The organism is Mesorhizobium sp. M0633, assembly GCF_040320645.1.
GTDB lineage: Bacteria > Pseudomonadota > Alphaproteobacteria > Rhizobiales > Rhizobiaceae > Mesorhizobium.
This window is the reverse complement of record NZ_JAMYQC010000021.1, coordinates 23,018-45,242: the sequence shown is the minus strand read 5'-3', so window position 1 is coordinate 45,242 and position 22,225 is coordinate 23,018. Positions and strand designations below refer to the sequence as shown.

The following is a 22,225-nucleotide window of genomic DNA, read 5'->3' as shown; positions in this document are numbered from 1 at the left end:
CACGGAGGCGAAGAAGATGAATAGCAACGAATTCCGCGAGTGGTCGCTGCGAGCGGCTGAATGGGGCGTCGACTACAGAAACAGCCTTCGCGAGAGACCGGTGCGGCCGCTTGTCGAGCCGGGCGAAATCTTCAAAAGCATCGATGCCGCGCCGCCGGAAGACGGCGAAACGATGCAGGCAATCTTCGCCGATTTCGAACAAAAGATCTTGCCGGGCATGACGCACTGGCAGCATCCGTGTTTCTTTGCCTATTTCCCGGCTAACGCGGCACCGGTCTCCGTCGTGGCCGAGTATCTGGTTTCCGCGATGGCCGCGCAATGCATGCTCTGGCAGACCTCGCCGGCGGCAACCGAGCTCGAGACGCGGGTCGTCGACTGGATGCGGCAGGCGCTTGGTTTGCCGGAGGGATTTTCCGGCGTCATGCAGGATTCGGCTTCATCGGCGACGCTTGCCGCCGTGCTGACCATGCGCGAGCGCGCGCTCGACTGGCAAGGCAACAAGAACGGCTTGCAAGGGCAGCCGGTCGTGCGGATCTATTCTTCCGACCAAGTTCATACTTCTATCGACCGGGCGATCTGGGTGTCGGGCATCGGCGAGGCGAACCTCGTGCGCATTCCGGTCGCCGGACGCTTCCGCGCCATGCAGACGACGGCTCTGGAAGCCGCGATCGTTACCGACCGCGAAAACGGCATGCTGCCGGCGGGCATCATCGCCAGCGTCGGCGGCACAAGTACCGGCGGCACCGACAATGTGGCGGCTGTTGCCGAGGTGGCGAAGCGGCACGGGCTCTACCTGCATGTCGATGCCGCATGGGCCGGCTCCGCCATGATCTGCCCCGAGTTCCGGCATTTCTGGACCGGCGCCGAAAATGCCGATTCCATCGTCTTCAACCCGCATAAATGGTTGGGGGCACAGTTCGATTGCTCGATGCAGTTCATCCGCCAGCCGGAAGACCTGGTCCGCACGCTGGCGATCAAGCCCGAATTCCTCAAGACGCATGGCCGCGACGGGGTCATCAACTACTCCGAATGGTCGGTGCCGCTCGGACGGAGGTTCCGCGCGCTGAAACTTTGGTTCCTGCTGCGTGCGCATGGCTTGGAAAATCTGCGGAACATGATCCGCAACCATGTCGCCTGGAGCGAGAGCCTCGCCGCGCGGCTGGCTCGGGAACCGGATTTCGAGATCGTCACGGAACCGATGCTGTCGCTATTCTCATTCCGCCATCTCGCGGCTGCGGGAATCGGCCTTGACGAGCACAATTTGCGGTTGGTCAGCGCGATCAATGATGACGGCCGCATTTACCTGACGCAGACCCGGGTGGACGGGCAGGTGGCGATCCGCTTTCAGGTCGGGCAGTTCGAAACGACTGCGGCGGACGTCGATACTGCTTTCGAGGTCATCACTGAGATCGCGCGGGGGCTGAGTTGATACCCTCGTCGAGATTGCGCCGGAGCTTTTCTCTCTGCAGTCGCCCGATTTTCATTAGCCGGCCCATACCTGTTCATGGCTTTCGTTTTCAGCTATAGACGAGAAAAACGAAAATGAGAGGTTGCTAGATGTATCTGTCGCCGCGTCATTCCGAAATCATCCAGATGGCCAAGGACCATGGCCGCGTACTGGTCGAGGAGCTGGCGACGCATTTCAACGTGACGCCGCAGACGATCCGCAAGGATCTCAACGATCTCTGCGACCAGCGGCTTTTGTCCCGCATCCATGGCGGGGCATTGTTCCCCTCCGGCATCGAGAACATGGAATATGAGGCTCGGCGCAAGATCGCCGCCGAGGAGAAGGAGGCGATCGGCCGCGCAGCAGCCCGGCTGATCCCCGACAACGCGTCTCTGTTCATCAATATCGGGACAACGACGGAAGCTGTCAGCAAGTCGCTGCTCGATCACAGCGGCCTGATGGTCATCACCAATAACATCAATGTTGCCAACAGGATGCGCATATATCCTTCGATCGAGGTGGTGATCGCCGGCGGTGTCGTGCGCGGTTCCGACGGCGGTGTGGTCGGCGAGGCCGCGGTCGATTTCATCAGGCAGTTCAAGGTCGATTTTGCGGTGATCGGCGCCTCGGCCATCGACCATGACGGCGCACTGCTCGACTTCGATTTTCGCGAGGTGAAGGTGGCTCAGGCGATCATCGCCAACGCCCGACATGTGATCCTGGTGTCGGACCAGACCAAATTCGAGCGCACCGCGCCCGTGCGCATCGGCCATCTGTCGCAGGTCAACACCTTTATCACCGATCGTTGCGACATCCCGTCGGTGCGTAAGATCTGCCAGGAGGCAGAAGTTCAGCTGATCGAAACGTCGCTCTCCTAGAGATGCCGTTGCGGCATCTTCCGCCTATCATATTTCGTTTGACATTCGTTATCATTTCGAAATAATTCCTCTACGGTTTCGCAAGAACCCAAAAATGCTGCAATGCGAAATCGAGGGAGGATTCTTTGAGCGCATCACCGATTCATGACATTTTCGTCATCGGTGGCGGCATCAATGGCTGCGGCATCGCCCGCGATGCCGTTGGACGTGGCTTTTCGGTTTTTCTTGCCGAGATGAACGATCTGGCCAGCGGGACCTCTTCCGGCTCGACCAAACTGATCCACGGCGGCTTGCGCTATCTCGAATTCTACGAATTCCGTCTGGTGCGCGAAGCGCTGATGGAACGCGAGGTCCTGTGGAGGAACGCGCCGCACATCATCTGGCCGATGCGCTTCGTGCTGCCATACGCCAAGGGACTGCGTCCGGCCTGGCTGATCCGGCTCGGGCTTTTCCTCTACGACCATATTGGCGGGCGCAAATTGCTGCCGCCGACGAAAACGCTGGACATGGCCAAGGATCCGGCCGGCAAGCCGCTGAAGCCGCTGTTTCGAAAGGCGTTCGAATATTCGGACGGTTGGGTCAACGATGCCCGGCTGGTTGTGTTGAACGCCCGCGACGCTGCCGAGCGCGGCGCAACCATTCGAACCCGAACAAAGGTCGTCAGCGCACGCCGCGAAGGCAATCTCTGGACGGTCAGGCTTGAAAATGTGCGGACCGGCGATACCGAGGAGGTCAAGGCGCGGCTGCTGGTCAATGCCGCCGGCCCGTGGGTCGATCAGGTGCTGTCGGCCACCGTCGGCTTGAACGACGTGCACAATGTCCGCCTCGTACAAGGCAGCCATATCGTCGTGGGCAAGAAATTCGACGACCCACGCGCCTATTTCTTTCAGAACAAGGACGGGCGCATCATTTTCGCCATCCCTTACGAGGACGAATTCACGCTCATCGGCACGACCGATCGTGACTATCCCGGCGATCCGCACAACGTCAGGATCAATGACGCCGAGATCGACTATCTCTGCGCTGCGGCAAGCGAATATTTCGCGCAGCCGGTCAAGCCGTCGGATATCGTCTGGACCTATTCCGCGGTGCGACCGCTCTACGACGATGGCGCCTCAAAGGCGCAGGAAGCCACCCGAGACTATGTGCTGAAGGCCGATGGAGGCGAGGGTGCCGCCCCGATCGTCAACGCCTTTGGCGGCAAGATCACGACCTACCGCCGATTGTCGGAATCGATGCTCGAGAAGATCGAGGGTTTTCTCGGCAAGCGCGGCAAACCATGGACGGCAAACGCGCCGCTGCCCGGCGGTGACTTTCCCGTCACCGGCTTCGATGCCGAGGTGGCGAAACTGAAAACGGCGTACCCGTTCCTCGACGCCCGGCTGGCCCGCCGGTTGACCCGGCTCTACGGCACCCGCGCAAGGAAGCTGCTGGGCCTCGCCAAGTCGAACGTCGATCTTGGCCGCAACTTCGGCGCCGATCTCTACGAAGCCGAGGTGCGCTACCTCGTCGAAAACGAATGGGCGATGACTGCCGAGGATGTATTGTGGCGCCGGACCAAGCGCGGCCTGCGTCTCAGCCGTGAGCAGGCGGCAGTGCTCGACGAGTTCATGCGCGGAATAAGCCGGCAGCACGTAGCGGCTGCCGAATAGGAACGGCCGACTGATGCAGAAAGCCTGGGAGGAGGCATCATGCTTGAACTGAGAAACGTGACGAAGACGGTGGGTGCAGCGGAACATATCCGCGACGTCTCGCTGACGCTTCAGCACGGCTCGCTCAACGTCCTGCTCGGGCCGACGCTCTCCGGCAAGACCAGCCTGATGCGGCTGATGGCGGGCCTCGACGTGCCGACCTCGGGCTCGGTCTGGTTCGATGGCAAGGATGTCACCGGCATGCCGGTGCAAAAGCGCAACGTCGCCATGGTCTACCAGCAATTCATCAATTATCCGGCGATGACGGTCTACGAAAACATCGCCTCACCGCTGCGGGTGGCCGGCACGGATCAGGCAACGATCGACAGGGAGGTGCGCAATGCCGCCGCCCTTCTCAAACTAACGCCCTATCTCGACCGGACGCCTCTCAGTCTGTCGGGCGGCCAGCAGCAGCGCACCGCGCTGGCCCGCGCCATCGTCAAGAATGCCAGCCTCGTGCTGCTCGACGAGCCGCTCGCCAATCTCGACTACAAGCTGCGTGAAGAATTACGCGCGGAACTGCCGAAAGTCTTCGCGGCCGCCGGTACAATCTTTGTTTATGCCACGACCGAGCCGCACGAGGCTTTGCTGCTCGGCGGCAACACGGCAACGCTTTCCGAGGGCAGCATCACCCAGTTCGGGCCGACCATCGAAGTGTTCCGCAAACCGGTCGATCTGGTGACGGCGAGAACCTTCGCCGATCCGCCGCTCAACACCATCGTGCTTGCCAAGAAGGGCCTGGATTTCCTGCTCGAGGGCGGCGTGAAATTGCCGGTGCCGGCGGAACTCTTCGGCATTGCCGATGCGATCTATACGATCGGCTTCCAGCCGCATCATCTGTCCCTCGATCGGCCCAACGCCGCCGCAGTGCCGGTGCGCGCAAAGGTGACGATCACTGAGATCACCGGATCGGAAAGCTTCATCCATCTCGATTTTGCCGATGCGCGCTGGGTCATGCTGACCCACGGCATTCGCGACTTCGAGCCGGACGAGGAGGTCGAGGTGTTCATCGACCCGCGCCACATCATGGTCTTCGACGAGCACGGCCGCGCCGTGGCCGCGCCGAAGCTGGCGGCCTAGGAGGAAGCGATGGCGCGCATCGATGTCAATCATATCCGCCACTCCTATCTGCAGAACCCGCGCACGGATGCCGATTTCGCGCTGAAGGAAGTGCACCACACGTTCGAGGATGGCGGCGCTTATGCGCTGCTCGGCCCATCCGGCTGCGGCAAGACCACGCTGCTCAACATCATTTCGGGATTGCTGCATCCCTCGCATGGCCAGCTGCTGTTCAACGGCAGGGACGTGACCAATCTGTCGACCCAAGAGCGCAACATTGCGCAGGTCTTCCAGTTCCCGGTGATCTACGACACGATGACCGTCTACGACAATCTGGCATTCCCGCTGCGCAATCGCGGCGTGCCGGAGGCCGACGTCGACCGCAAGGTGCGCGAGACGCTGGAGATGACCGGGCTGGCCGATATGGCCAAACGAAAGGCGCGCGGACTGACCGCCGACCAGAAGCAGAAAATCTCGCTCGGACGCGGGCTGGTGCGCTCCGACGTCAATGCCATCCTGTTCGACGAGCCTTTGACCGTCATCGACCCGCATATGAAATGGGTGCTGCGCTCGCAGTTGAAGCAGCTTCACCGCCGCTTCGGCTACACCATGGTCTATGTCACGCACGACCAGACCGAGGCGTTGACCTTCGCCGACAGGGTGGTCGTCATGTATGACGGCGAAATCGTGCAGATCGGCACACCGGCGGAGCTGTTCGAGCGCCCGCGCCACACCTTTGTCGGCTATTTCATCGGCTCGCCCGGCATGAATGTCATGCCGGTGGCGATCGACGGCAAGACAGCGAAGCTGGGCTCGCAGCAGATCGAACTGCCGGGCGTGCCCAAGGCGGGCGGCGGCGCCATCGAGCTCGGCATCCGTCCCGAATATGTGCGCCTGGGCAGCCAGGGCATGGCCGTCCGGGTCAGCAAGGTCGAGGACGTCGGCCGCCACAAGGTGGTCCGTGCCAATCTCGAAGGACGCGAGATCGCCGCCGTCATCGGCGAGGACGAGACAGTTCCGGCTGATCCGAAGGTGCGGTTCGACCCGGCCGGCATCAACATCTATGCCGATTCCTGGCGCGTCGAGATGGGAGCCTGAAGTGGAAAAGACCTGGAACAACAGAGCCTGGTTCCTGGTGCTGCCGGTGCTGCTGCTGGTGGCGTTCTCGGCGGTCATACCGCTGATGACGGTCGTCAATTATTCGGTGCAGGACACTTTCGGCAATAACGTCTTCTTCTGGGCCGGCACGGAATGGTTCGAGGAACTGCTTTCCTCCAGCCGCTTCTGGCAGGCGATGATCCGCAACCTTGTCTTCTCCTTCATCATCCTGGCGATCGAAGTGCCGCTCGGCATCTTCATTGCGCTCAATATGCCGAAGAAGGGTTGGGGCGTGCCTGTTTGCCTTGTTTTGATGGCGTTGCCGCTGCTGATCCCGTGGAACGTCGTCGGCACCATCTGGCAGGTGTTCGGGCGCAACGACATTGGCCTGCTCGGCTATTACGTCAACGCGCTCGGCATCGACTATAATTATGTGCAAGACCCATATGACGCCTGGGTCACGGTCATCATCATGGACGTCTGGCATTGGACCAGCCTCGTCGTTCTGCTCTGCTATGCCGGCCTGGTCTCGATCCCGGATGCCTTTTATCAGGCGGCCAAGATCGACGGTGCCTCGCGCTGGGCGGTGTTCCGTTACATCCAGCTGCCGAAGATGAACCGCGTGCTGCTGATCGCCGTGCTGCTGCGCTTTATGGATAGCTTCATGATCTACACCGAACCGTTCGTGGTGACCGGCGGCGGACCCGGCAACTCGACGACCTTTCTTTCGATCGATCTCGTCAAGACGGCGCTCGGCCAGTTCGACCTCGGCCCGGCGGCGGCGATGTCGCTGGTCTACTTCCTTATCGTCCTGTTGTTGTCATGGGTGTTCTACACCGTGATGACCAATTACGACGCGGAGCGCTGAGATGAGCCGCGCTGACGAAAGAGCCGACAGAGTGAGCGAGACGACAGCTTCGGAAGGGCTTGCCAGCACGCTACGGCAGGACGAGATCGCACGGCTGATGCGCCGTCGCGGCGAGGAGTCGCGCTGGTGGTGGATCGTGCCGACGCTCTACATCATCGTTCTGCTTTTGCCGATCTACTGGCTCATCAATATGAGCTTCAAGACCAATGGCGAGATCGTCTCGTCGCTGACGCTCTACCCGCACGCACCGACATTGGCGAATTACCGCACCATCTTCACCGACGCGTCCTGGTACTCTGGCTACATCAACTCGATCACCTATGTGGTTATGAACATGGTGATTTCGGTGGCTGCGGCACTGCCTGCTGCCTATGCCTTTTCGCGCTATCGCTTCCTCGGCGACAAGCATCTGTTCTTCTGGCTGCTGACCAACCGTATGGCGCCGCCGGCGGTGTTCGCGCTGCCATTCTTCCAGCTTTATTCGGCCTTCGGCCTTATCGACACCCACATCGCCGTGGCTCTGGCGCATTGCCTGTTCAACGTGCCGCTGGCGGTGTGGATCCTCGAAGGCTTCATGTCGGGCGTACCCAAGGAGATCGACGAGACCGCCTATATTGACGGCTATTCGTTCCCACGCTTCTTCATCAAGATCTTCATGCCGCTGATTGCGAGCGGCATCGGCGTGGCGTGCTTCTTCTGCTTCATGTTCTCGTGGGTGGAGCTCTTGATCGCCCGTACGCTGACGACAACCGATGCCAAGCCGATCGCCGCGACCATGACCCGCACCGTTTCGGCCGCCGGCATGGATTGGGGGCTGCTCGCCGCAGCCGGCGTGCTGACGCTGATTCCCGGCGCGCTCGTCATCTGGTTTGTGCGCAACTACATCGCCAAGGGCTTTGCCCTGGGGAGGGTATGATGGAGCAGGTCGACAGAAGCCCATGGTGGTGGGCCGTGCTGCTTCTCGCCCTGGTCGTCGTGGCCTGGGTGGCACTTCAAATCGATTTCGTGGCAATAACGGTGGGCTTCAGCGATCCGGCCAATATCCGCCTGTGGGGATTTAACCTCTCGTCCAACCTCGATTTTTCGTGGATGGCCTGGACGTGGCCGACCGCGGCCTTCTTTGGAACCATCTTTCTGCTGCTTTGCGGCATGGCGGCGTGGGAATACGTCTCGCCGGGCGGCAATCCGCGCGTCGGCGTGCTGCGGTTCGAAACGACGCGTGGCGACCGCCTGTTCCTGTCGCTGCTTGGCAGCGCCTTTATCCATCTCGCTTGGCTGGGTCTAGTCGGACCCAATCTGTGGTGGGCTCTCGCTCTCTCCGTGGTCTACGCCGTCGGCGTGTTCCGCTACGTATAGAGGGGGAAACTGTTGGAACGGCGGCGTGCCGGCCGCCGATCCAGATCGCACTTTGAACTTAACAGTGGAGGAAATACATGCGACGGCAATTCTTGACATCAACAACTGCGCTTGTCCTGTTGCTCGGGGCAAGCAATGCCTATGCCGGAATGGACGAGGCCAAGGCCTTCCTCGATAAGGAAATCGGGCCCCTTTCGACGCTTTCGCGCGCCGACCAGGAAGCCGAGATGCAATGGTTCATCGATGCCGCGAAACCTTTCGCCGGCATGGATTTCAAGGTGGTTTCCGAAACCATCGCCACGCATCAGTATGAATCGCAGGTGCTGGCGCCGGCCTTTACGGCCATCACCGGCATCAAGGTTACGCATGACGTCATCCAGGAAGGCGACGTCGTCGAGAAGATCCAGACCCAGATGCAGACCGGCCAGAACCTCTATGACGGCTGGGTCAACGATTCCGATCTGATCGGCACGCACTGGCGCTACCAGCAGGTGCGCAACCTGACCGACTGGATGGCAGGCGACGGCAAGGATGTCACCAACCCGAATCTCGACCTGAAGGATTTCATCGGCACTTCGTTCACCACCGCGCCCGACAAGAAGCTCTACCAGCTTCCCGACCAGCAGTTCGCGAACCTCTACTGGTTCCGGTACGACTGGTTCAACGACGAGAAGAACAAGGCGGACTTCAAGGCCAAATACGGCTACGACCTCGGCGTGCCGGTCAATTGGTCGGCCTATGAGGACATCGCCGAGTTCTTCACCGGGCGTGAGATCGATGGCAAGAAGGTCTACGGCCATATGGATTATGGCAAGAAGGACCCGTCGCTCGGCTGGCGGTTCACCGACGCCTGGCTGTCGATGGCCGGCAATGGCGACAAGGGCATTCCGAACGGTCTGCCCGTCGACGAATGGGGCATCAAGGTCGACGAGAATTCGCGTCCGGTCGGTTCCTGCACGGCGCGCGGCGGCGACACCAATGGTCCGGCTTCCGTCTATGCCATCCAGAAGTACCTCGATTGGCTGAAGGCCTATGCACCGGCGGAAGCCCAAGGCATGACCTTCTCCGAATCGGGGCCAGTTCCGGCGCAGGGCGCGGTTGCCCAGCAGATCTTCTGGTACACCGCCTTCACCGCCAGCATGGTCGATGCCAGCGCCAAGGCGGTGCTGAACGACGACGGCACGCCGAAGTGGCGCATGGCGCCGTCGCCGCATGGCGTCTACTGGAAGGACGGCATGAAGCTCGGCTATCAGGACGTCGGTTCCTGGACGCTGATGAAGTCGACGCCGACCGACCGCGCCAAGGCCGCCTGGCTCTACGCGCAGTTCGTCACCTCGAAGACGGTCGACGTGAAAAAGAGCCATGTCGGTCTGACCTTCATCCGCGAGAGCACGATCCACGACAAGAGCTTCACCGAACGTGCGCCAAAGCTCGGCGGCTTGATCGAGTTCTACCGCTCGCCGGCGCGCGTCCAGTGGTCGCCGACCGGCACCAACGTGCCGGACTATCCGAAGCTGGCACAGCTCTGGTGGCAGGCGATCGGCGATGCTTCGTCGGGCGCCAAGAGCGCGCAAGAAGCAATGGACTCGCTCTGCGCCGAGCAGGAAAAGGTGATGAGCCGCATCGAGAAGTCGGGCGTCCAGGGCGATATTGGCCCGAAGATGGCCGAAGAGCATGACCTCGCCTACTGGAATGCGGACGCGGTCAAGAAGGGCAATCTCGCTCCTCAGCTCAAGATCGAGAACGAGAAGGAAAAGCCGGTCACCATCAACTACGACGAGCTGGTGAAGAGCTGGCAGCAATAGGACCGTTTGATGCGGGCGTCCGCGCCCGCATCGCCATGCTCAGGGGAGGCGGCAATGTTGCCGTCTCCCCTGTTTGCGTGAACGGCTCCGCGCCATCCGGCGTCGAGACATCGCAGCACCTTTGAACTCGCTTCGACGGGAGAGAGAATGACCGGATATATCCTTGCAATCGACCAGGGGACGACATCGAGCCGGGCGATCCTGTTCGACGACAAGATGAAGGTCGTCGGCAGCGGGCAAAAGGAATTCACCCAATATTATCCGGCCTCCGGCTGGGTCGAGCACGATCCCGAGGAGATATGGGCAAGCGTCGTGGAAACGGTGAAAGCCGCGCTGAAGACAGCCGGCCGCAACGCAGCGGAAGTCGCCGCGATCGGCATCACCAACCAGCGCGAAACCGTCGTCATCTGGGACAAGGAGACCGGCAAGCCGATCCACAACGCGATTGTCTGGCAGGACCGCCGCACCGCGCCGCTATGCCAGAAACTGAAGAAGCTGGGGCTGGAGAAGAAATTCACGAAAAAGACCGGCCTGCTGCTCGATCCCTATTTCTCCGGCACCAAGATCGCCTGGATGCTGGACAAGGTGAAGGGCGCCAGAAAACGCGCCGAGAAGGGCGAACTGCTGGCTGGCACCATCGACAGTTTCCTGATTTGGCGCCTGACTGGCGGCAAGGTCCACGCCACTGACGCCACCAATGCCTCGCGCACACTGGTCTACAACATCGAACAAAACGCTTGGGACGACGAGCTGCTGGCCATTTTCGGCATACCTGCAAGAATGCTGCCGCAGGTGAAAGATTGTGCCGATGATTTTGGAATCACCGACAAAAGCCTGTTTGGCGCGGAGATCAGAATCCTCGGTGTGGCCGGCGACCAGCATGCGGCGGCGATCGGCCAAGCCTGTTTCGAGCCAGGCATGATGAAATCCACCTACGGCACCGGTTGCTTCGCGCTGCTCAACACCGGCAGCGATCTGGTGCGTTCGAAGAACCGGCTTTTGACCACCATCGCCTACAGGCTGAACGGCAAGACCACCTACGCTCTGGAAGGCTCGATCTTTATCGCGGGCGCCGCCGTGCAATGGCTGCGCGACGGCATCAAGGTAATCGGCAAGGCCGAGCATAGCGGCAAATTGGCAGCGGAAGCCGATCCGACGCAGAACGTCTATCTTGTGCCGGCTTTCGTCGGGCTCGGGGCACCGCACTGGGATGCCGGAGCGCGCGGCGCCATCTTCGGGCTGACCCGCAATTCGGGGCCGGCGGAATTTGCCCGCGCGGCACTGGAATCCGTTGCGTTCCAAACACGCGACCTGCTTGACGCCATGCGCAAGGACTGGAAGGCCGCCTCGGCCAAGACCGTGCTCAGGGTCGATGGCGGCATGGTGGCGTCGGACTGGACCATGCAGCGGCTGGCCGACATTCTCGATGCGCCGGTAGACCGGCCGACAATTCTCGAGACGACCGCGCTTGGTGCGGCATGGCTGGCCGGCTCGAAGGCCGGTGTCTGGCCGAAGGCGCGGGAATTCGCCAGGAGTTGGGCGCTCGAGCGCCGGTTCAAGCCGGACATGGATGCTTCGACACGTGCGGCCAAGCTGGCCGGTTGGCGCCACGCTGTGCGCAGGACGCTAAGTACGCAATAGGCAGGGATGCCCCGATGCCCCGGGATTCGCACTAATGAAAAACCCGCGCCGTTTCGGGCGCGGGCTTGCAGCCTCTAATCTGGGACTCAGTAAGGCGACCGGCACTGCCGGCGCGGACCGTAGTTGGGCTGGTAAGTGTTGTCAGAAGCGCGATAGCTCCGATAACGGTCATAGCACCACTGCACGTGGGCATCGCCACGATACACACGATTCTGGTTGACGATCGCGCCGGTAATCAGCGCTCCGGTAGCAAACGCAGCCAGCGGGAACCAGAAATCGCCGTGACGGCGATAGCCGCGACGATATTCGCGATAGCCGCGATGGCCGCGCCAATACATGCCGTCGTCACGCGCAAAACTGCGCCGGGAGAAATCGCGACGCGAGAAATCGCGATTGAAACTCCGGTGCCTCCGCCACGGCTCGTACTGGACGGTCTGGACATTCGAGGTGAGCCCCGGGGCCGGGGGCGCATAGCTGGGCTGAGCGTTGACTGGCACGATCTCCGCTGCAGCGAATGAGATCGAAAGAGTGGTCGCCAGCAGGCCCGACATGATCCTATTCATGGTCTTCTCCTTGAAACGCATGTCCCTTATCGCGGGAAACGGGCAGGCTGCGCAAATTGTTCCGCCAAAAATCCCAAGTTGCTGATCCGCAAAGGTTCTTCCGATTCGTTGCTTGCGCTTGTCCCGCAAAGCGCGAGCTTCGGTCTTGCGCGAGAACGAGGCCGTTCCGTCGACGCCGAAGCGCTCCGCAAGGCATGATGACACTGCAGGACAGTCCGGTTTGCGAGCCGTCTTTTTCCGGTTGACCGGCAGAGGCACTCTCCCTATGTTCCGCGCAATTTCGAGGGCGGCCTTTCTGAGCCCGCGGGAGCGCGTAGCTCAGCCGGTAGAGCAACTGACTTTTAATCAGTAGGTCATGGGTTCGAATCCCATCGCGCTCACCAAAATCAAGATTGCCCAACCCGGAGACATAGGTAACAGATTGTACCTAAGACATGGGTGACAACCTCGTGCCGAACGCATGCAGTGGCTTTAGCCGCCCGCTCCATCGTCCATCATCGTGCCGGTGAGCGCCTCATAGGCTCTGCTGCACAGCTGTGAATGCGGACAATCCTTCACGATAAGCACTGGCGCCACGGTGAGAACTGCTGCGGCAAGGATTTGCAGGCAAGGACCGACGGCGCTTACCTTCCTGCCCAACACGCCGGCCAAGAAAAAGTAGAGACCCTGGGCCATGCAGGCTGCGGTCAGAATGCCCCGAAGCGTGCTGGTCGCTCTTGCGAAGGGCGTTATGTAGCCATCAGGAAAACCCAGCATGCCGAGATCGGCGGACCATTGCAGCGCCAGCATGACGCTCAGCGCTGACCAGATGAGGGCCGTCGTGCGAGTGAACAGCGTCTGCTTTGGTTTGTTGCTCGGATCGGCCATCGGGATCACGTCGGAATTGCGTGCCGGGACATGCGCAAGCTCTCGGTCAAATCAGCGAGACATTACCGCCGGCATGGCGCTCGAGCCGTCCGGCTAGGTCGAGCTCCAGCAGCACCATGAACACTTGGGCGGGATGCAGGCCGGTGTGGCGGATGATCTCGTCTACCGCCACTGGCGTCGGGCCGAGCGCCTCGACGACGCGGTCGCGGTCGTCCTCGCGCGGCGGCGGCGTTGCCGAAAAGTCGGGCGGCTCCTCAAGCGGCGATGTCCTTGGGGCCCAGGCGCCGACCAGCGGGGCGATCGCACTGGTGATATCGGCGGCCTCGGTGACAAGGGTTGCGCCGTCCTTGAGCAGGCCATTGGCGCCGGCAGCGCGCGGATCGAGCGGCGAACCGGGAACGGCAAAGACCAGCCGGCCCATCTCGCCGGCAAGCCGGGCGCTGATCAGTGAGCCGGAGCGCTGTGCGGCCTCGACCACCACCAATCCCAATGCAGCACCGGCGACGAGCCGGTTGCGGCGCGGAAAATCCTGTGCGCGCGGCTGCCAGCCAAACGGCATTTCGGAAATGATGGCGCCGCCGCACTCGGCGATCTCGTCGCACAGGCCGGCATTTTCGGGCGGGTAGGGCAAATCGAGGCCGCCGGCGAGCACGCCGATTGTGCCAGTCGCAAGGCTGCCATGGTGCGCGGCCGTATCGATGCCGCGCGCCAGGCCGGAGACGATGCCATAGCCGTCGCGGCCGAGATCCGCCGCCAGCATCCGCGCCATTTTGATGCCGGCCAGCGATGCGTTGCGAGCGCCGACGATGGCGACCGCTGGCAAGCGGAACACCGCGCTATTGCCCCTGACCGCGAGCAGCGGCGGCGGATGATCCATGCTTTTCATCAGCGGCGGATAATCCGCCTCGCCGATGCCGACGAAGCGGGCGCCAGCCCGCCGGGCGGTCTCCAGCTCCGCCTCGGTCTCGGCAATGGACGGGATGCGGACGATTTTTTTGGCGCCACCCGAAATCATCAGCTCGGGCAGCATCGATAGCGCTGCTTCGGCCGAACCGAACCGGTTGATCAGGTCGCGAAAGGAAGCCGGGCCGACATTCGGCGTGCGGATCAGACGAAGCCAGCTCAGCCGCTGCCGGTCGCTGAGGCGCGGCCCGGCGTCGGGCTCGCTCACTCGTTGGCCCCGATCTTACCCTCGGTGCCGGCAAGCAGCCGCGCAATGTTGGCGCGGTGCTTTACGATGACGATTAGGCTCATCGCCGCGAAAAGCCCGGCAATCTGCGGCGTGCTCAGGAAATACAGCGCCATGGGCACCACGACTGCTGCCGTCAGTGCCGCAAGCGAGGAGAAGCGGAACAGGAAGGCCACCGCCAGCCAGACGACGGCGAAGATCAGCGCCGCCTGCCAGGCAAGGCCGATCAGCACGCCAAGGTAAGTGGCGACACCCTTGCCCCCCTTGAAGCCGAGCCAGACCGGAAAGAGATGACCTAAAAACGCGCCGAAGCCGGCCCAAAGTCCGAGCTCGGGCGCAAAGCGGCCTGCGATCAGCACCGCCGCGGTGCCTTTAAGGGCGTCGAGCAGAAGCGTGGCCGCGGCCAAGCTCTTGTTGCCGGTGCGCAGCACATTGGTGGCGCCGATGTTGCCGGAGCCGATGTTGCGCACGTCGCCGAGGCCGGCGGCACGGGTGATCAGCAGGCCAAACGGGATCGAGCCGAGAAGATAGCCGAACACCAATGCCAAGACGGGACTGTAAGCCATTGTTCCCCCGAACTTTCCTTGGCTGAGCGGATTTTAAGCCGTGACGCCTGTTTTCGTCCTAGGCCGAAAACACTGTGCGGCCCGCCACCATCGTTTGCAAGACCTTGCCTTGCAGTCGTGCGCCTTCGAAACAGGTGTTTTTCGAGCGTGAGCGGATGCCGCTCTCGCTGACGACCCATGGCTCGTCCAGATCGACGAGCGAAAGGTCGGCCAATGCCCCCGGTTTCAGCGTGCCGCCGGGCAGGCCGAACAATCTTGCCGGCGCGGTCGACAGTGTCTCGACCAGCCGGAGCAGCGTCACGTCGCCATTGTGATAGAGCCGCAGCGCTGCGCCTAGCAGCGTTTCCAGGCCGATGGCGCCGGCCGCGGCATCGGCAAAGGGAAGGCGCTTGGTGTCGACGTCCTGCGGGTCGTGCGAGGAGACGATGAGATCGATGGTGCCGTCCTTGATCGCTTCGATCATCGCCAGCCGGTCTTCCTCCGCGCGCAGCGGCGGCGTCAGCCGGAAGAAGGTGCGGTACTCGCCGACATCATTCTCGTTGAGCGACAGATTGTGGATCGACACGCCTGATGTGACATTGGCGCCATCGGCTTTCGCGCGTGCTACCGCGCTTGCCGCCATAGCCGTCGAAATCTTGGCAGCGTGATAGGCGCCGCCGGTCAGCCGAGCCAACGCGAGATCGCGCTCCAGGGGGATCGATTCGGCTTCGCGCGGAATGCCGGCAAGGCCAAGCCAGCTTGCGTAAAGGCCTTCGTTCATCACGCCGGCCGAAGCGAGGTCGGCGTCTTGGGTTTCATGCGCGATGACGCCACCGAAATCGCGCGCATAGGTCAGCGCGCGGCGCATCACCAGCGCGCTGGCAATAGAATGCCGGCCATCGGTGAAGGCGACCGCGCCGGCCTCGCGCAGCAGGCCGAATTCGGTCATCTCGCGGCCTTCCAGCCCCTTGGTGATCGCTGCTGCCGGCAAGATGTTGACGATTGCGGTGTCCTTGGCGGTGCGCAGCACGAACTCGACCAGTGCGACATTGTCGATCACCGGGTCGGTATCGGGCATCATGACGATTGAGGTGACGCCGCCGGCCGCCGCAGCGATGCTCGCCGAAGCAATGGTCTCCCGGTGTTCACCGCCGGGTTCGCCGATGAAGACGCGCGCGTCGATCAATCCGGGGATGATAGTCTTGCCGGCGCAGTCGATGATGGTGGCGCCGTCGGGCGCGCCCTGGTTCAAGGCCGCCTTGCCGGCGGCAACGATTTTGCGGCCTTCGACGATGACGGTGCCGACCTCATCGACGCCGCGCGACGGGTCGACGATGTGGGCCCGGCGGAAGACCGTTATGCTCATCAGGCGCGGCCCTCGTGGTTTCGACGGGGGTCGAGCAGCGCTTCCATAACCGCCATGCGCACGGCGACGCCCATCTCAACCTGTTCCTGGATAACGCTTTGCGGGCCGTCGGCGATCTCGGAGGCGATCTCGACGCCGCGGTTCATCGGGCCGGGATGCATGACCAGCGCACCGTCCTTGGCCGCCTTCAGCTTCTCCGCGTCGAGGCCGAAATAGCGGAAATATTCGCGCACCGACGGTACGAAAGCGCCTTCCATGCGTTCGCGCTGCAGGCGCAGCATCATCACCACGTCGGCGTCCTTCAGACCCTCGGCCATGGAACGGGTGACGATGACGCCCATCTTCTCGATGCCGGCGGGCAAAAGCGTCGAAGGGGCGACGACCCTGACCTGGGCACCAAGCGCGTTGAGCAGGATGATGTTGGAGCGGGCCACGCGCGAATGCAGGATGTCGCCGCAGATCGCCACGATCAGCTTCGGCAACGGACCCTTGACGCGGCGGATAGTCAGTGCGTCGAGCAGCGCCTGGGTAGGGTGCTCATGGGCGCCGTCGCCGGCATTGACCACCGAACAGCCGACTTTCTGGGCGAGAAGTGCTGCCGCGCCGGCCGATTGATGGCGGATGATCAATATGTCGGGACGCATGGCATTCAGCGTCATCGCCGTATCGATCAGCGTCTCGCCCTTTTTCACCGACGAACTCGCTACGGACATGTTCATGACGTCGGCGCCGAGCCGTTTGCCGGCCAGCTCGAATGACGATTGCGTACGGGTCGAGGCTTCGTAGAAGAGATTGATCTGGGTGCGGCCGCGCAGCGTCGATGTCTTCTTGTCCGACTGCCGCGAGATGGCAACGGCCCTGTCCGCCCGGTCGAGCAGAAGCTCGATGTCGGCAGGGGAAAGATCGCGGATGCCCAGAAGATGGCGGTGGGGATAAAGCGGCAGGGACGATGCGTCGGTCATCTCAAGTCGCTGCTATAGGGGGGAGGCTCCGCGGCTGCAAGCACCGGCTTGGGATTGGATTGGTTCTCCCCGGTATTTTCGTCGCGCGCCGCTGGCCATAGGCTATAAACCGCCTTGGCTTTGGATTCGCAGCCTTCAGGTGATAAGGACGAAGCGTGACTGACGACGTGACCAACCAGCCGCCGCCGCTGGCCGGCGGCAACGCCTGGCGGGGCGATCCGTTGCTGATCCAGCTTGCCGAGCGCTTTTCCGATCCGGTGCGCAAGGACCTCGACGGGCTTGGCCGTTTCGTTCTGACCCATGAGGCGCAGGAACTGGCCCGTCTTGCCAATGTCGAGATGCCGAAGCTCAGGACCCATGACCGCCAGGGCCGGCGCATCGACCAGGTCGAGTTCCATCCCGCCTATCACGCGCTCATGCGCCGCTCTGTTGCCAACGGGCTGCATTCGTCGGTCTGGGAGAATGGCGACGCCGAGATCGGCCGCCGCCACCAGGTGCGCGCTGCACGCTTTTACCTCACGGCTGAGCTCGAGACCGGACATCTCTGCCCGATCACCATGACCAGCGCTTCGCTGGCAGCGCTGATGGCCAGCCCGAAGCTGTTTCGCGAATGGGCGCCTCGGGTGACGACGCGCAAATACGATCAAAGCCAGAAGCCTCCGGTCGAAAAAGCCGGGCTGACGCTCGGCATGGGCATGACCGAGAAGCAAGGCGGCACCGATGTCCGTGCCAACGTCACCAGCGCCGAGCGCGCCGGCAGCGGGTTTTATCGCCTGACCGGCCACAAATGGTTCATGTCGGCGCCGATGTCGGATGCCTTCCTGGTGCTCGGACAGGTGCCGGAGGGACTGTCGTGCTTTCTCGTTCCCCGCCTGCTCGGCGACGGATCCGGCAACGGTTTCCGTTTTCAACGGCTGAAGGACAAGCTCGGCAACCGATCCAATGCCTCGTCGGAGGTGGAATTCGTCAATGCCATCGGCGAGATGGTCGGTGAGCCCGGCGCGGGCGTGAAGACGATCATGGACATGGTGACCCTGACGCGGCTCGACTGTGCCGTCGCCTCATCGGCGATCATGCGGGCCGGACTGGCCGAGGCTGTCCACCACACGCGCCACCGCAAGGTGTTTGGAACCAATCTGATCGAGCAGCCGCTGATGCAGCGTGTGCTGGCCGATATGGCGCTCGACGTTGCCGCCGCTACCGCGCTGTCGTTCCGGCTGGCGCGCTCCTTCGACGAGGCGGCCGGCGACCGCGGCGAGGCGGCCTTCGCCCGCGCCATGACGCCGGTCGTCAAATACTGGGTCTGCAAGATTGCGCCGCCGCTGCTCTATGAAGCGATGGAGTGCCTCGGCGGCAATGGCTATGTCGAGGAGGGGCCGCTCGCCCGCTACTATCGCGAAGCTCCGGTCAACGCGATCTGGGAGGGATCCGGCAACGTCATGGCGCTCGATGTGCTACGTGTGCTGGGGCGTGCACCCGGCCTGTTCGATGACGTGCTGGCCGGCATCGACCGCGATCTCGGCGCCGGCGGACGCGGCACCGTCGGCGTGCTCAAGGCGGCAATGCAGGTCGCTGCAACCGACGAGGGCTCGGCGCGGCTCTTGACCGAGCAATTGGCATTGTCGGCGGCGGCAGCAGAGCTTCGCAGGCTGGGGGCAGGGCGGATCGCCGACGCCTTCGTCGAAACGCGCCTCGCCGGCCAGTGGCGCAATACCTATGGCATGATCGATTCCCGCCATGATGCGCGCATGATCATCGATACGCTCTACCCGCCGATCAACTAAGGGCCGTCGCCCAATTCGCTGCCGCTCTCGCGACCCTGTGGATGATCGTTAACCTTAACGAATGGTTTCCATTGCGGCGGCCGATGGCAAAGCCCAGTGTTATGGTTAAGGCAAGGATTGTTCAGCTTGAGCGGCTTTGCCCTGCGAAGCAGGAGCGTCATGCGGCATATTCTGAGCTCTTTTCTGGCATTGCATTGGGCGGCCGTTTTCGCCCTGCTGGCGTTCATTTGCATCGACGGGAATCGAGGCGTGGCGACGGCCCTTGGCGTACTGGGCGTTCCCGTCCAGAACACTCGATCTGCCGATCTCGAAAACGCCGTCGTCGTGGCGCCGCTCGCCGTGGCACTGCTTGTCGTCGCGGTGCTGTTCTGCTGGGCCTTTGTTGAAGCACTGACCAGCGACACGACCAACCCGGATCCCGCCGATAGCGTCATGCGAATCGCCTTCATTTCCGCCTTGGGCGTGCTGTCGCTGATCGTCATCGGCGGCGCCGCGCAAGGCATCAATGGGCTGTTCATGATTGTCGCGGTGCAATTGGCGGCACTTCTGGCGTCCTATGTCGCGGTGCTCGCGGAGCGGCGGTCGACCGTTGCCGCGGCAGCTCCAGGGACCGGCGAAATCCGAGCGGCCGCGCATGTCATGGCCAAGGCAGCGGCGCATAATTCCTCGCTTGCCCGCATTTCCGGCCGGCTGGATTCGAGGGATGACCGCTGATGCGCACCTTGTTCGCGCTGTGGGCGGCTCCGCTCCTCTTGTTTTGGGGCTGGTTCTTTCTGTCGCTCAACGACATCAATTTCGGCTATGTCGTGCTGAGCCGCCAATTACACGATCTCGTCTTCCAGCTCTATGGACAGATGCTCGGCGTTGATCCGGCGCTTATTCCGGGGATGGTGGCGAAAGCTTGCGTGTTCGATGGGCTGCTGCTGGTGGCGTTCTGGGCATTTCGCCGCCGCAAGGCGATTGGTGGCTGGATCACGGCGATGCGCAACCGCTATTTCGACCAGGCATCGACGCCGAGCGCCTGAAGCCGGTCGAGAACACCCTGGAGGATAAAAGCGGCCGCAGCAGAATCGATCTTGCCGGCGCGTTTCTTGCGGGAAAAATCCATCTCGATCAGCGTCCGCTCGGCCGCCACCGTCGACAGTCGTTCGTCCCAAAAGAGGAAGGGCAGATCGGTCAATCCAGCCATATTGCGGACGAAAGCGCGGGATTTTTGGGCGCGCGGGCCTTCGGAGCCGTCCATGTTGATGGGGAGGCCGATCACCACGGCCCCGGCATTCTCCTTCTGCAACAGAGCGAGCAGCACTGCGGCATCGAGCGAGAATTTCCTGCGCATGATGACGGGGCGCGGGTGGGCGAACGACAAGCCGCGGTCGGAAACCGCCACGCCGATTGTCTTGTCGCCGAGGTCGAGACCGGCCAGGGTCTTGCCGCCGCCGAGCCGGGCCGGCAACTCCTCGATGGTGATGATGCCCAACGGCTTTTCCTTTGACCGCGACGCCGCACGTCCTATACGCGCAAAGCGTGCGCGGCACTTTAATTTCGCCGTCGGCGTTCTATCCTCTACCGAAGCAAAAATCGAGGAAAGCATTGATGAAACTGACCTGGTACGGACATTCGGCATTCCGAATCGAAATCGAAGGCGCGAAAATCCTCATCGACCCCTATCTGGTCGGCAATCCATCATGGACGGGCGGCTGGGAAGGGCCGGCCGAAGGGATCACGCACGTGTTGCTCACCCATGGCCACAGCGACCACATCAGCGGCGCCATCGAAGTGCTCAAGAAGAGCAGCGCGATGCTGGTCGCCAATTTCGAGATTTGCATGTACCTGGTCGGCAAGGGCGTCGGTGACAAGCAGATCAATCCCGGCAATATCGGCGGCACCGTCGATTGCGGCGGCTTCACCACCACCTTCGTTCAGGCTCTGCATTCATCGTCCTTTCCGGGCGAGGGTGGCCAGAATACCTATCTCGGCAATCCGGGTGGGCTCGTTCTGCACTTTCCCGAGGACAAGACGCTTTATCATATGGGCGACACCGACATTTTTTCCGACATGGCGCTGATCAACGAGTTGCACGAACCGAAGATCGGCATCGTGCCGATCGGCGACCGCTTCACCATGGGTGGCGCGGTAGCAGCCCTTGCCTGCCAGCGTTTCTTCAAGTTCGAGACGGTCGTTCCCGCTCACTTCGGCACATTTCCGATGATCGATCAGACCGCCGACAAATTCGTGGCCGGGCTGGATGGATCGGGTGTGAAAGTTGCGTTGCCGAAGATCGGCGAGACGATTACGCTGTAAAGAAAGCCGGTCCGGAACAATACGATGCGCTTGAGAAATTCTCTTTGCCTTTCCATGCTGGTTGCCGCGTCGCCGACGCTGGCCGCAGAAAATTTCATCGAGGGCGTCTATCTGCAATCGGAGGACCTCTGCGCGCAGGCCAAAAAGGATACGCTGCAGACGGTGATCGAGGGTGGCAATATCGTGCTGTCGGCAAATGGCCTGGAAAGCATCGAATATAATTGTGAATTCCTGCAGATCACCAAAGCGACACGCTCACCAAGCTGGGCGGTGATCGCTATATGCCAGGAGCCGGGCTACGTCTTTCCCGATGTTCTCTCACTGACACAGATGAGCCCGAAGCAGATCGACCTGGTATCGGTTCGGCCTGCCGCCGACGAAGGCGAGCAGAGCGGCAACGGCGGCAGTTATTTCCTCTGCGACGGCGTGGCGATGCCATAGGGCAGTTGATGGCACGATGCATGTTGCGCGGCACGCGCCGCGCCGCTATAGCGCTGGTTTTCCCCGAGGCACAAACATGTCCGTTGATATAAAAACCGTGAAGCGCGTCGCGCATCTTGCCCGTATTGCGGTGAGCGAGGAGGATGCAGAGCGCATGACCGGCGAATTGAACGCCATTTTGGGCTTTGTCGAGCAGTTGAACGAGGTCGATGTTTCCGGCGTCGAGCCGATGACCTCAGTCACGCCGATGGCAATGAAAAAGCGCCAGGACGTCGTCACCGACGGCGGCAAGGCAGCCGACATCGTCGCCAATGCACCGGCGACCGAAGAGAATTTCTTCCTTGTGCCGAAGGTCGTGGAGTAG

General features: G+C 62.1%; 23 protein-coding genes and 1 tRNA gene. 17 read left to right on the top strand and 7 right to left on the bottom strand.

Translation table 11 applies throughout. The features are described 5' to 3' along the window. Positions 1-16 precede the first annotated feature (16 nt). The 10 genes from NKI47_RS21355 to glpK all read left to right on the top strand — a co-directional run bounded on the left by NKI47_RS21355 (position 17) and on the right by glpK (position 11,843). On the top strand, positions 17-1,429 hold the full coding sequence (locus NKI47_RS21355; protein WP_352593475.1) for a pyridoxal phosphate-dependent decarboxylase family protein: 1,413 nt from the start codon (positions 17-19) through the stop codon (positions 1,427-1,429). A 128-nt stretch (positions 1,430-1,557) separates the two neighbouring features. Beyond that, a complete protein-coding gene (locus NKI47_RS21350; RefSeq protein WP_023674889.1) occupies positions 1,558-2,325 on the top strand; it encodes a DeoR/GlpR family DNA-binding transcription regulator in 768 nt (255 codons plus the stop codon). A 125-nt stretch (positions 2,326-2,450) separates the two neighbouring features. Then, positions 2,451-3,977: a glycerol-3-phosphate dehydrogenase gene (gene glpD, locus NKI47_RS21345; protein WP_023674890.1), complete on the top strand. Its 1,527-nt coding sequence runs from the start codon at positions 2,451-2,453 to the stop codon at positions 3,975-3,977. A 39-nt stretch (positions 3,978-4,016) separates the two neighbouring features. Then, complete coding sequence (locus NKI47_RS21340) at positions 4,017-5,096, top strand: ABC transporter ATP-binding protein (RefSeq protein WP_254817350.1); 1,080 nt, start codon at positions 4,017-4,019, stop codon at positions 5,094-5,096. A gap of 9 nt (positions 5,097-5,105) precedes the next feature. Further along, positions 5,106-6,173, top strand: a complete 1,068-nt coding sequence (locus NKI47_RS21335) for an ABC transporter ATP-binding protein (protein ID WP_352455722.1) — start codon at positions 5,106-5,108, stop codon at positions 6,171-6,173. A gap of 1 nt (position 6,174) precedes the next feature. Beyond that, positions 6,175-7,041: a carbohydrate ABC transporter permease gene (locus tag NKI47_RS21330; protein WP_023674893.1), complete on the top strand. Its 867-nt coding sequence runs from the start codon at positions 6,175-6,177 to the stop codon at positions 7,039-7,041. 1 nt (position 7,042) lies between these two features. Then, positions 7,043-7,957 (top strand): carbohydrate ABC transporter permease, encoded by a 915-nt coding sequence (locus NKI47_RS21325; RefSeq protein WP_352523506.1) that lies wholly within the window; start codon positions 7,043-7,045, stop codon positions 7,955-7,957. A 173-nt stretch (positions 7,958-8,130) separates the two neighbouring features. Further along, positions 8,131-8,397: a DUF2160 domain-containing protein gene (locus NKI47_RS21320; RefSeq protein ID WP_031211283.1), complete on the top strand. Its 267-nt coding sequence runs from the start codon at positions 8,131-8,133 to the stop codon at positions 8,395-8,397. A 77-nt stretch (positions 8,398-8,474) separates the two neighbouring features. Then, the gene (locus NKI47_RS21315) at positions 8,475-10,202 is read left to right on the top strand and encodes an ABC transporter substrate-binding protein (protein ID WP_352593473.1); all 1,728 of its coding nucleotides are present in this window, start codon (positions 8,475-8,477) and stop codon (positions 10,200-10,202) included. Positions 10,203-10,349: 147 nt separating this feature from the next. Then, positions 10,350-11,843 carry a glycerol kinase GlpK gene (glpK, locus tag NKI47_RS21310; RefSeq protein WP_352593470.1) on the top strand — a complete coding sequence of 498 codons (1,494 nt, stop codon included), beginning with the start codon at positions 10,350-10,352 and terminating at the stop codon, positions 11,841-11,843. An 86-nt stretch (positions 11,844-11,929) separates the two neighbouring features. Here glpK and NKI47_RS21305 read toward each other — a convergent pair whose 3' ends face one another. After that, positions 11,930-12,406: a BA14K family protein gene (locus NKI47_RS21305; protein ID WP_352593562.1), complete on the bottom strand. Its 477-nt coding sequence runs from the start codon at positions 12,404-12,406 to the stop codon at positions 11,930-11,932. Between the two features lie 307 nt (positions 12,407-12,713). Here NKI47_RS21305 and NKI47_RS21300 point away from each other — a divergent pair. Continuing rightward, positions 12,714-12,789, top strand: a tRNA-Lys gene (locus tag NKI47_RS21300). Between the two features lie 88 nt (positions 12,790-12,877). Here the strand turns inward: NKI47_RS21300 and NKI47_RS21295 are convergent. The 5 genes from NKI47_RS21295 to NKI47_RS21275 are packed head-to-tail and all read right to left on the bottom strand — an operon-like array spanning position 12,878 to position 17,335. Then, on the bottom strand, positions 12,878-13,273 hold the full coding sequence (locus NKI47_RS21295) for a hypothetical protein (protein WP_352593467.1): 396 nt from the start codon (positions 13,271-13,273) through the stop codon (positions 12,878-12,880). Between the two features lie 46 nt (positions 13,274-13,319). Further along, positions 13,320-14,444 carry a DNA-processing protein DprA gene (gene dprA, locus NKI47_RS21290; RefSeq protein ID WP_023674900.1) on the bottom strand — a complete coding sequence of 375 codons (1,125 nt, stop codon included), beginning with the start codon at positions 14,442-14,444 and terminating at the stop codon, positions 13,320-13,322. Continuing rightward, the gene (gene plsY / locus NKI47_RS21285) at positions 14,441-15,028 is read right to left on the bottom strand and encodes a glycerol-3-phosphate 1-O-acyltransferase PlsY (RefSeq protein WP_023674901.1); all 588 of its coding nucleotides are present in this window, start codon (positions 15,026-15,028) and stop codon (positions 14,441-14,443) included. Before plsY ends, dprA begins: the two co-directional genes overlap by 4 nt. A gap of 58 nt (positions 15,029-15,086) precedes the next feature. Then, complete coding sequence (locus NKI47_RS21280) at positions 15,087-16,373, bottom strand: dihydroorotase (protein ID WP_023674902.1); 1,287 nt, start codon at positions 16,371-16,373, stop codon at positions 15,087-15,089. Next, positions 16,373-17,335, bottom strand: coding sequence for an aspartate carbamoyltransferase catalytic subunit (locus NKI47_RS21275; RefSeq protein ID WP_023674903.1), 963 nt, complete (start codon positions 17,333-17,335; stop codon positions 16,373-16,375). The genes NKI47_RS21280 and NKI47_RS21275 overlap by 1 nt, the downstream gene beginning before the upstream one ends. Before the next feature lie 155 nt (positions 17,336-17,490). Between NKI47_RS21275 and NKI47_RS21270 the strand changes: the two genes are divergently transcribed. The 3 genes from NKI47_RS21270 (at position 17,491) to NKI47_RS21260 (ending at position 20,144) form a co-directional block, all read left to right on the top strand. Next, the gene (locus tag NKI47_RS21270) at positions 17,491-19,119 is read left to right on the top strand and encodes a DNA alkylation response protein (RefSeq protein WP_023674904.1); all 1,629 of its coding nucleotides are present in this window, start codon (positions 17,491-17,493) and stop codon (positions 19,117-19,119) included. A 159-nt stretch (positions 19,120-19,278) separates the two neighbouring features. Then, positions 19,279-19,833, top strand: a complete 555-nt coding sequence (locus NKI47_RS21265) for a hypothetical protein (protein WP_023674905.1) — start codon at positions 19,279-19,281, stop codon at positions 19,831-19,833. Further along, positions 19,833-20,144, top strand: a complete 312-nt coding sequence (locus tag NKI47_RS21260) for a DUF6105 family protein (RefSeq protein WP_023674906.1) — start codon at positions 19,833-19,835, stop codon at positions 20,142-20,144. The genes NKI47_RS21265 and NKI47_RS21260 overlap by 1 nt, the downstream gene beginning before the upstream one ends. Here NKI47_RS21260 and ruvX read toward each other — a convergent pair. Beyond that, complete coding sequence (gene ruvX / locus NKI47_RS21255; protein WP_023674907.1) at positions 20,111-20,596, bottom strand: Holliday junction resolvase RuvX; 486 nt, start codon at positions 20,594-20,596, stop codon at positions 20,111-20,113. The genes NKI47_RS21260 and ruvX overlap by 34 nt on opposite strands. A 116-nt stretch (positions 20,597-20,712) precedes the next feature. Here ruvX and NKI47_RS21250 point away from each other — a divergent pair, with 116 nt between their 5' ends. The 3 genes from NKI47_RS21250 to gatC all read left to right on the top strand — a co-directional run bounded on the left by NKI47_RS21250 (position 20,713) and on the right by gatC (position 22,225). After that, positions 20,713-21,420: a metal-dependent hydrolase gene (locus tag NKI47_RS21250; protein WP_023674908.1), complete on the top strand. Its 708-nt coding sequence runs from the start codon at positions 20,713-20,715 to the stop codon at positions 21,418-21,420. A 24-nt stretch (positions 21,421-21,444) separates the two neighbouring features. Continuing rightward, on the top strand, positions 21,445-21,861 hold the full coding sequence (locus tag NKI47_RS21245; protein ID WP_352593464.1) for a hypothetical protein: 417 nt from the start codon (positions 21,445-21,447) through the stop codon (positions 21,859-21,861). Between the two features lie 76 nt (positions 21,862-21,937). After that, complete coding sequence (gene gatC, locus NKI47_RS21240) at positions 21,938-22,225, top strand: Asp-tRNA(Asn)/Glu-tRNA(Gln) amidotransferase subunit GatC (protein WP_023674910.1); 288 nt, start codon at positions 21,938-21,940, stop codon at positions 22,223-22,225.

What these genes read in the sequence shown, in the direction of transcription:
- NKI47_RS21355 (WP_352593475.1), top strand. Translation starts at nt 17, where the DNA reads ATGAATAGCAACGAATTCCGCGAGTGGTCGCTGCGAGCGGCTGAATGG.
- NKI47_RS21350 (WP_023674889.1), top strand. Translation starts at nt 1,558, where the DNA reads ATGTATCTGTCGCCGCGTCATTCCGAAATCATCCAGATGGCCAAGGAC.
- NKI47_RS21340 (WP_254817350.1), top strand. Translation starts at nt 4,017, where the DNA reads ATGCTTGAACTGAGAAACGTGACGAAGACGGTGGGTGCAGCGGAACAT.
- NKI47_RS21335 (WP_352455722.1), top strand. Translation starts at nt 5,106, where the DNA reads ATGGCGCGCATCGATGTCAATCATATCCGCCACTCCTATCTGCAGAAC.
- NKI47_RS21325 (WP_352523506.1), top strand. Translation starts at nt 7,043, where the DNA reads ATGAGCCGCGCTGACGAAAGAGCCGACAGAGTGAGCGAGACGACAGCT.
- NKI47_RS21320 (WP_031211283.1), top strand. Translation starts at nt 8,131, where the DNA reads ATGGCCTGGACGTGGCCGACCGCGGCCTTCTTTGGAACCATCTTTCTG.
- NKI47_RS21315 (WP_352593473.1), top strand. Translation starts at nt 8,475, where the DNA reads ATGCGACGGCAATTCTTGACATCAACAACTGCGCTTGTCCTGTTGCTC.
- glpK (WP_352593470.1), top strand. Translation starts at nt 10,350, where the DNA reads ATGACCGGATATATCCTTGCAATCGACCAGGGGACGACATCGAGCCGG.
- NKI47_RS21305 (WP_352593562.1), bottom strand. Translation starts at nt 12,406, where the DNA reads ATGAATAGGATCATGTCGGGCCTGCTGGCGACCACTCTTTCGATCTCA.
- NKI47_RS21295 (WP_352593467.1), bottom strand. Translation starts at nt 13,273, where the DNA reads ATGGCCGATCCGAGCAACAAACCAAAGCAGACGCTGTTCACTCGCACG.
- plsY (WP_023674901.1), bottom strand. Translation starts at nt 15,028, where the DNA reads ATGGCTTACAGTCCCGTCTTGGCATTGGTGTTCGGCTATCTTCTCGGC.
- NKI47_RS21280 (WP_023674902.1), bottom strand. Translation starts at nt 16,373, where the DNA reads ATGAGCATAACGGTCTTCCGCCGGGCCCACATCGTCGACCCGTCGCGC.
- NKI47_RS21275 (WP_023674903.1), bottom strand. Translation starts at nt 17,335, where the DNA reads ATGACCGACGCATCGTCCCTGCCGCTTTATCCCCACCGCCATCTTCTG.
- NKI47_RS21265 (WP_023674905.1), top strand. Translation starts at nt 19,279, where the DNA reads ATGCGGCATATTCTGAGCTCTTTTCTGGCATTGCATTGGGCGGCCGTT.
- NKI47_RS21260 (WP_023674906.1), top strand. Translation starts at nt 19,833, where the DNA reads ATGCGCACCTTGTTCGCGCTGTGGGCGGCTCCGCTCCTCTTGTTTTGG.
- NKI47_RS21250 (WP_023674908.1), top strand. Translation starts at nt 20,713, where the DNA reads ATGAAACTGACCTGGTACGGACATTCGGCATTCCGAATCGAAATCGAA.
- NKI47_RS21245 (WP_352593464.1), top strand. Translation starts at nt 21,445, where the DNA reads ATGCGCTTGAGAAATTCTCTTTGCCTTTCCATGCTGGTTGCCGCGTCG.
- gatC (WP_023674910.1), top strand. Translation starts at nt 21,938, where the DNA reads ATGTCCGTTGATATAAAAACCGTGAAGCGCGTCGCGCATCTTGCCCGT.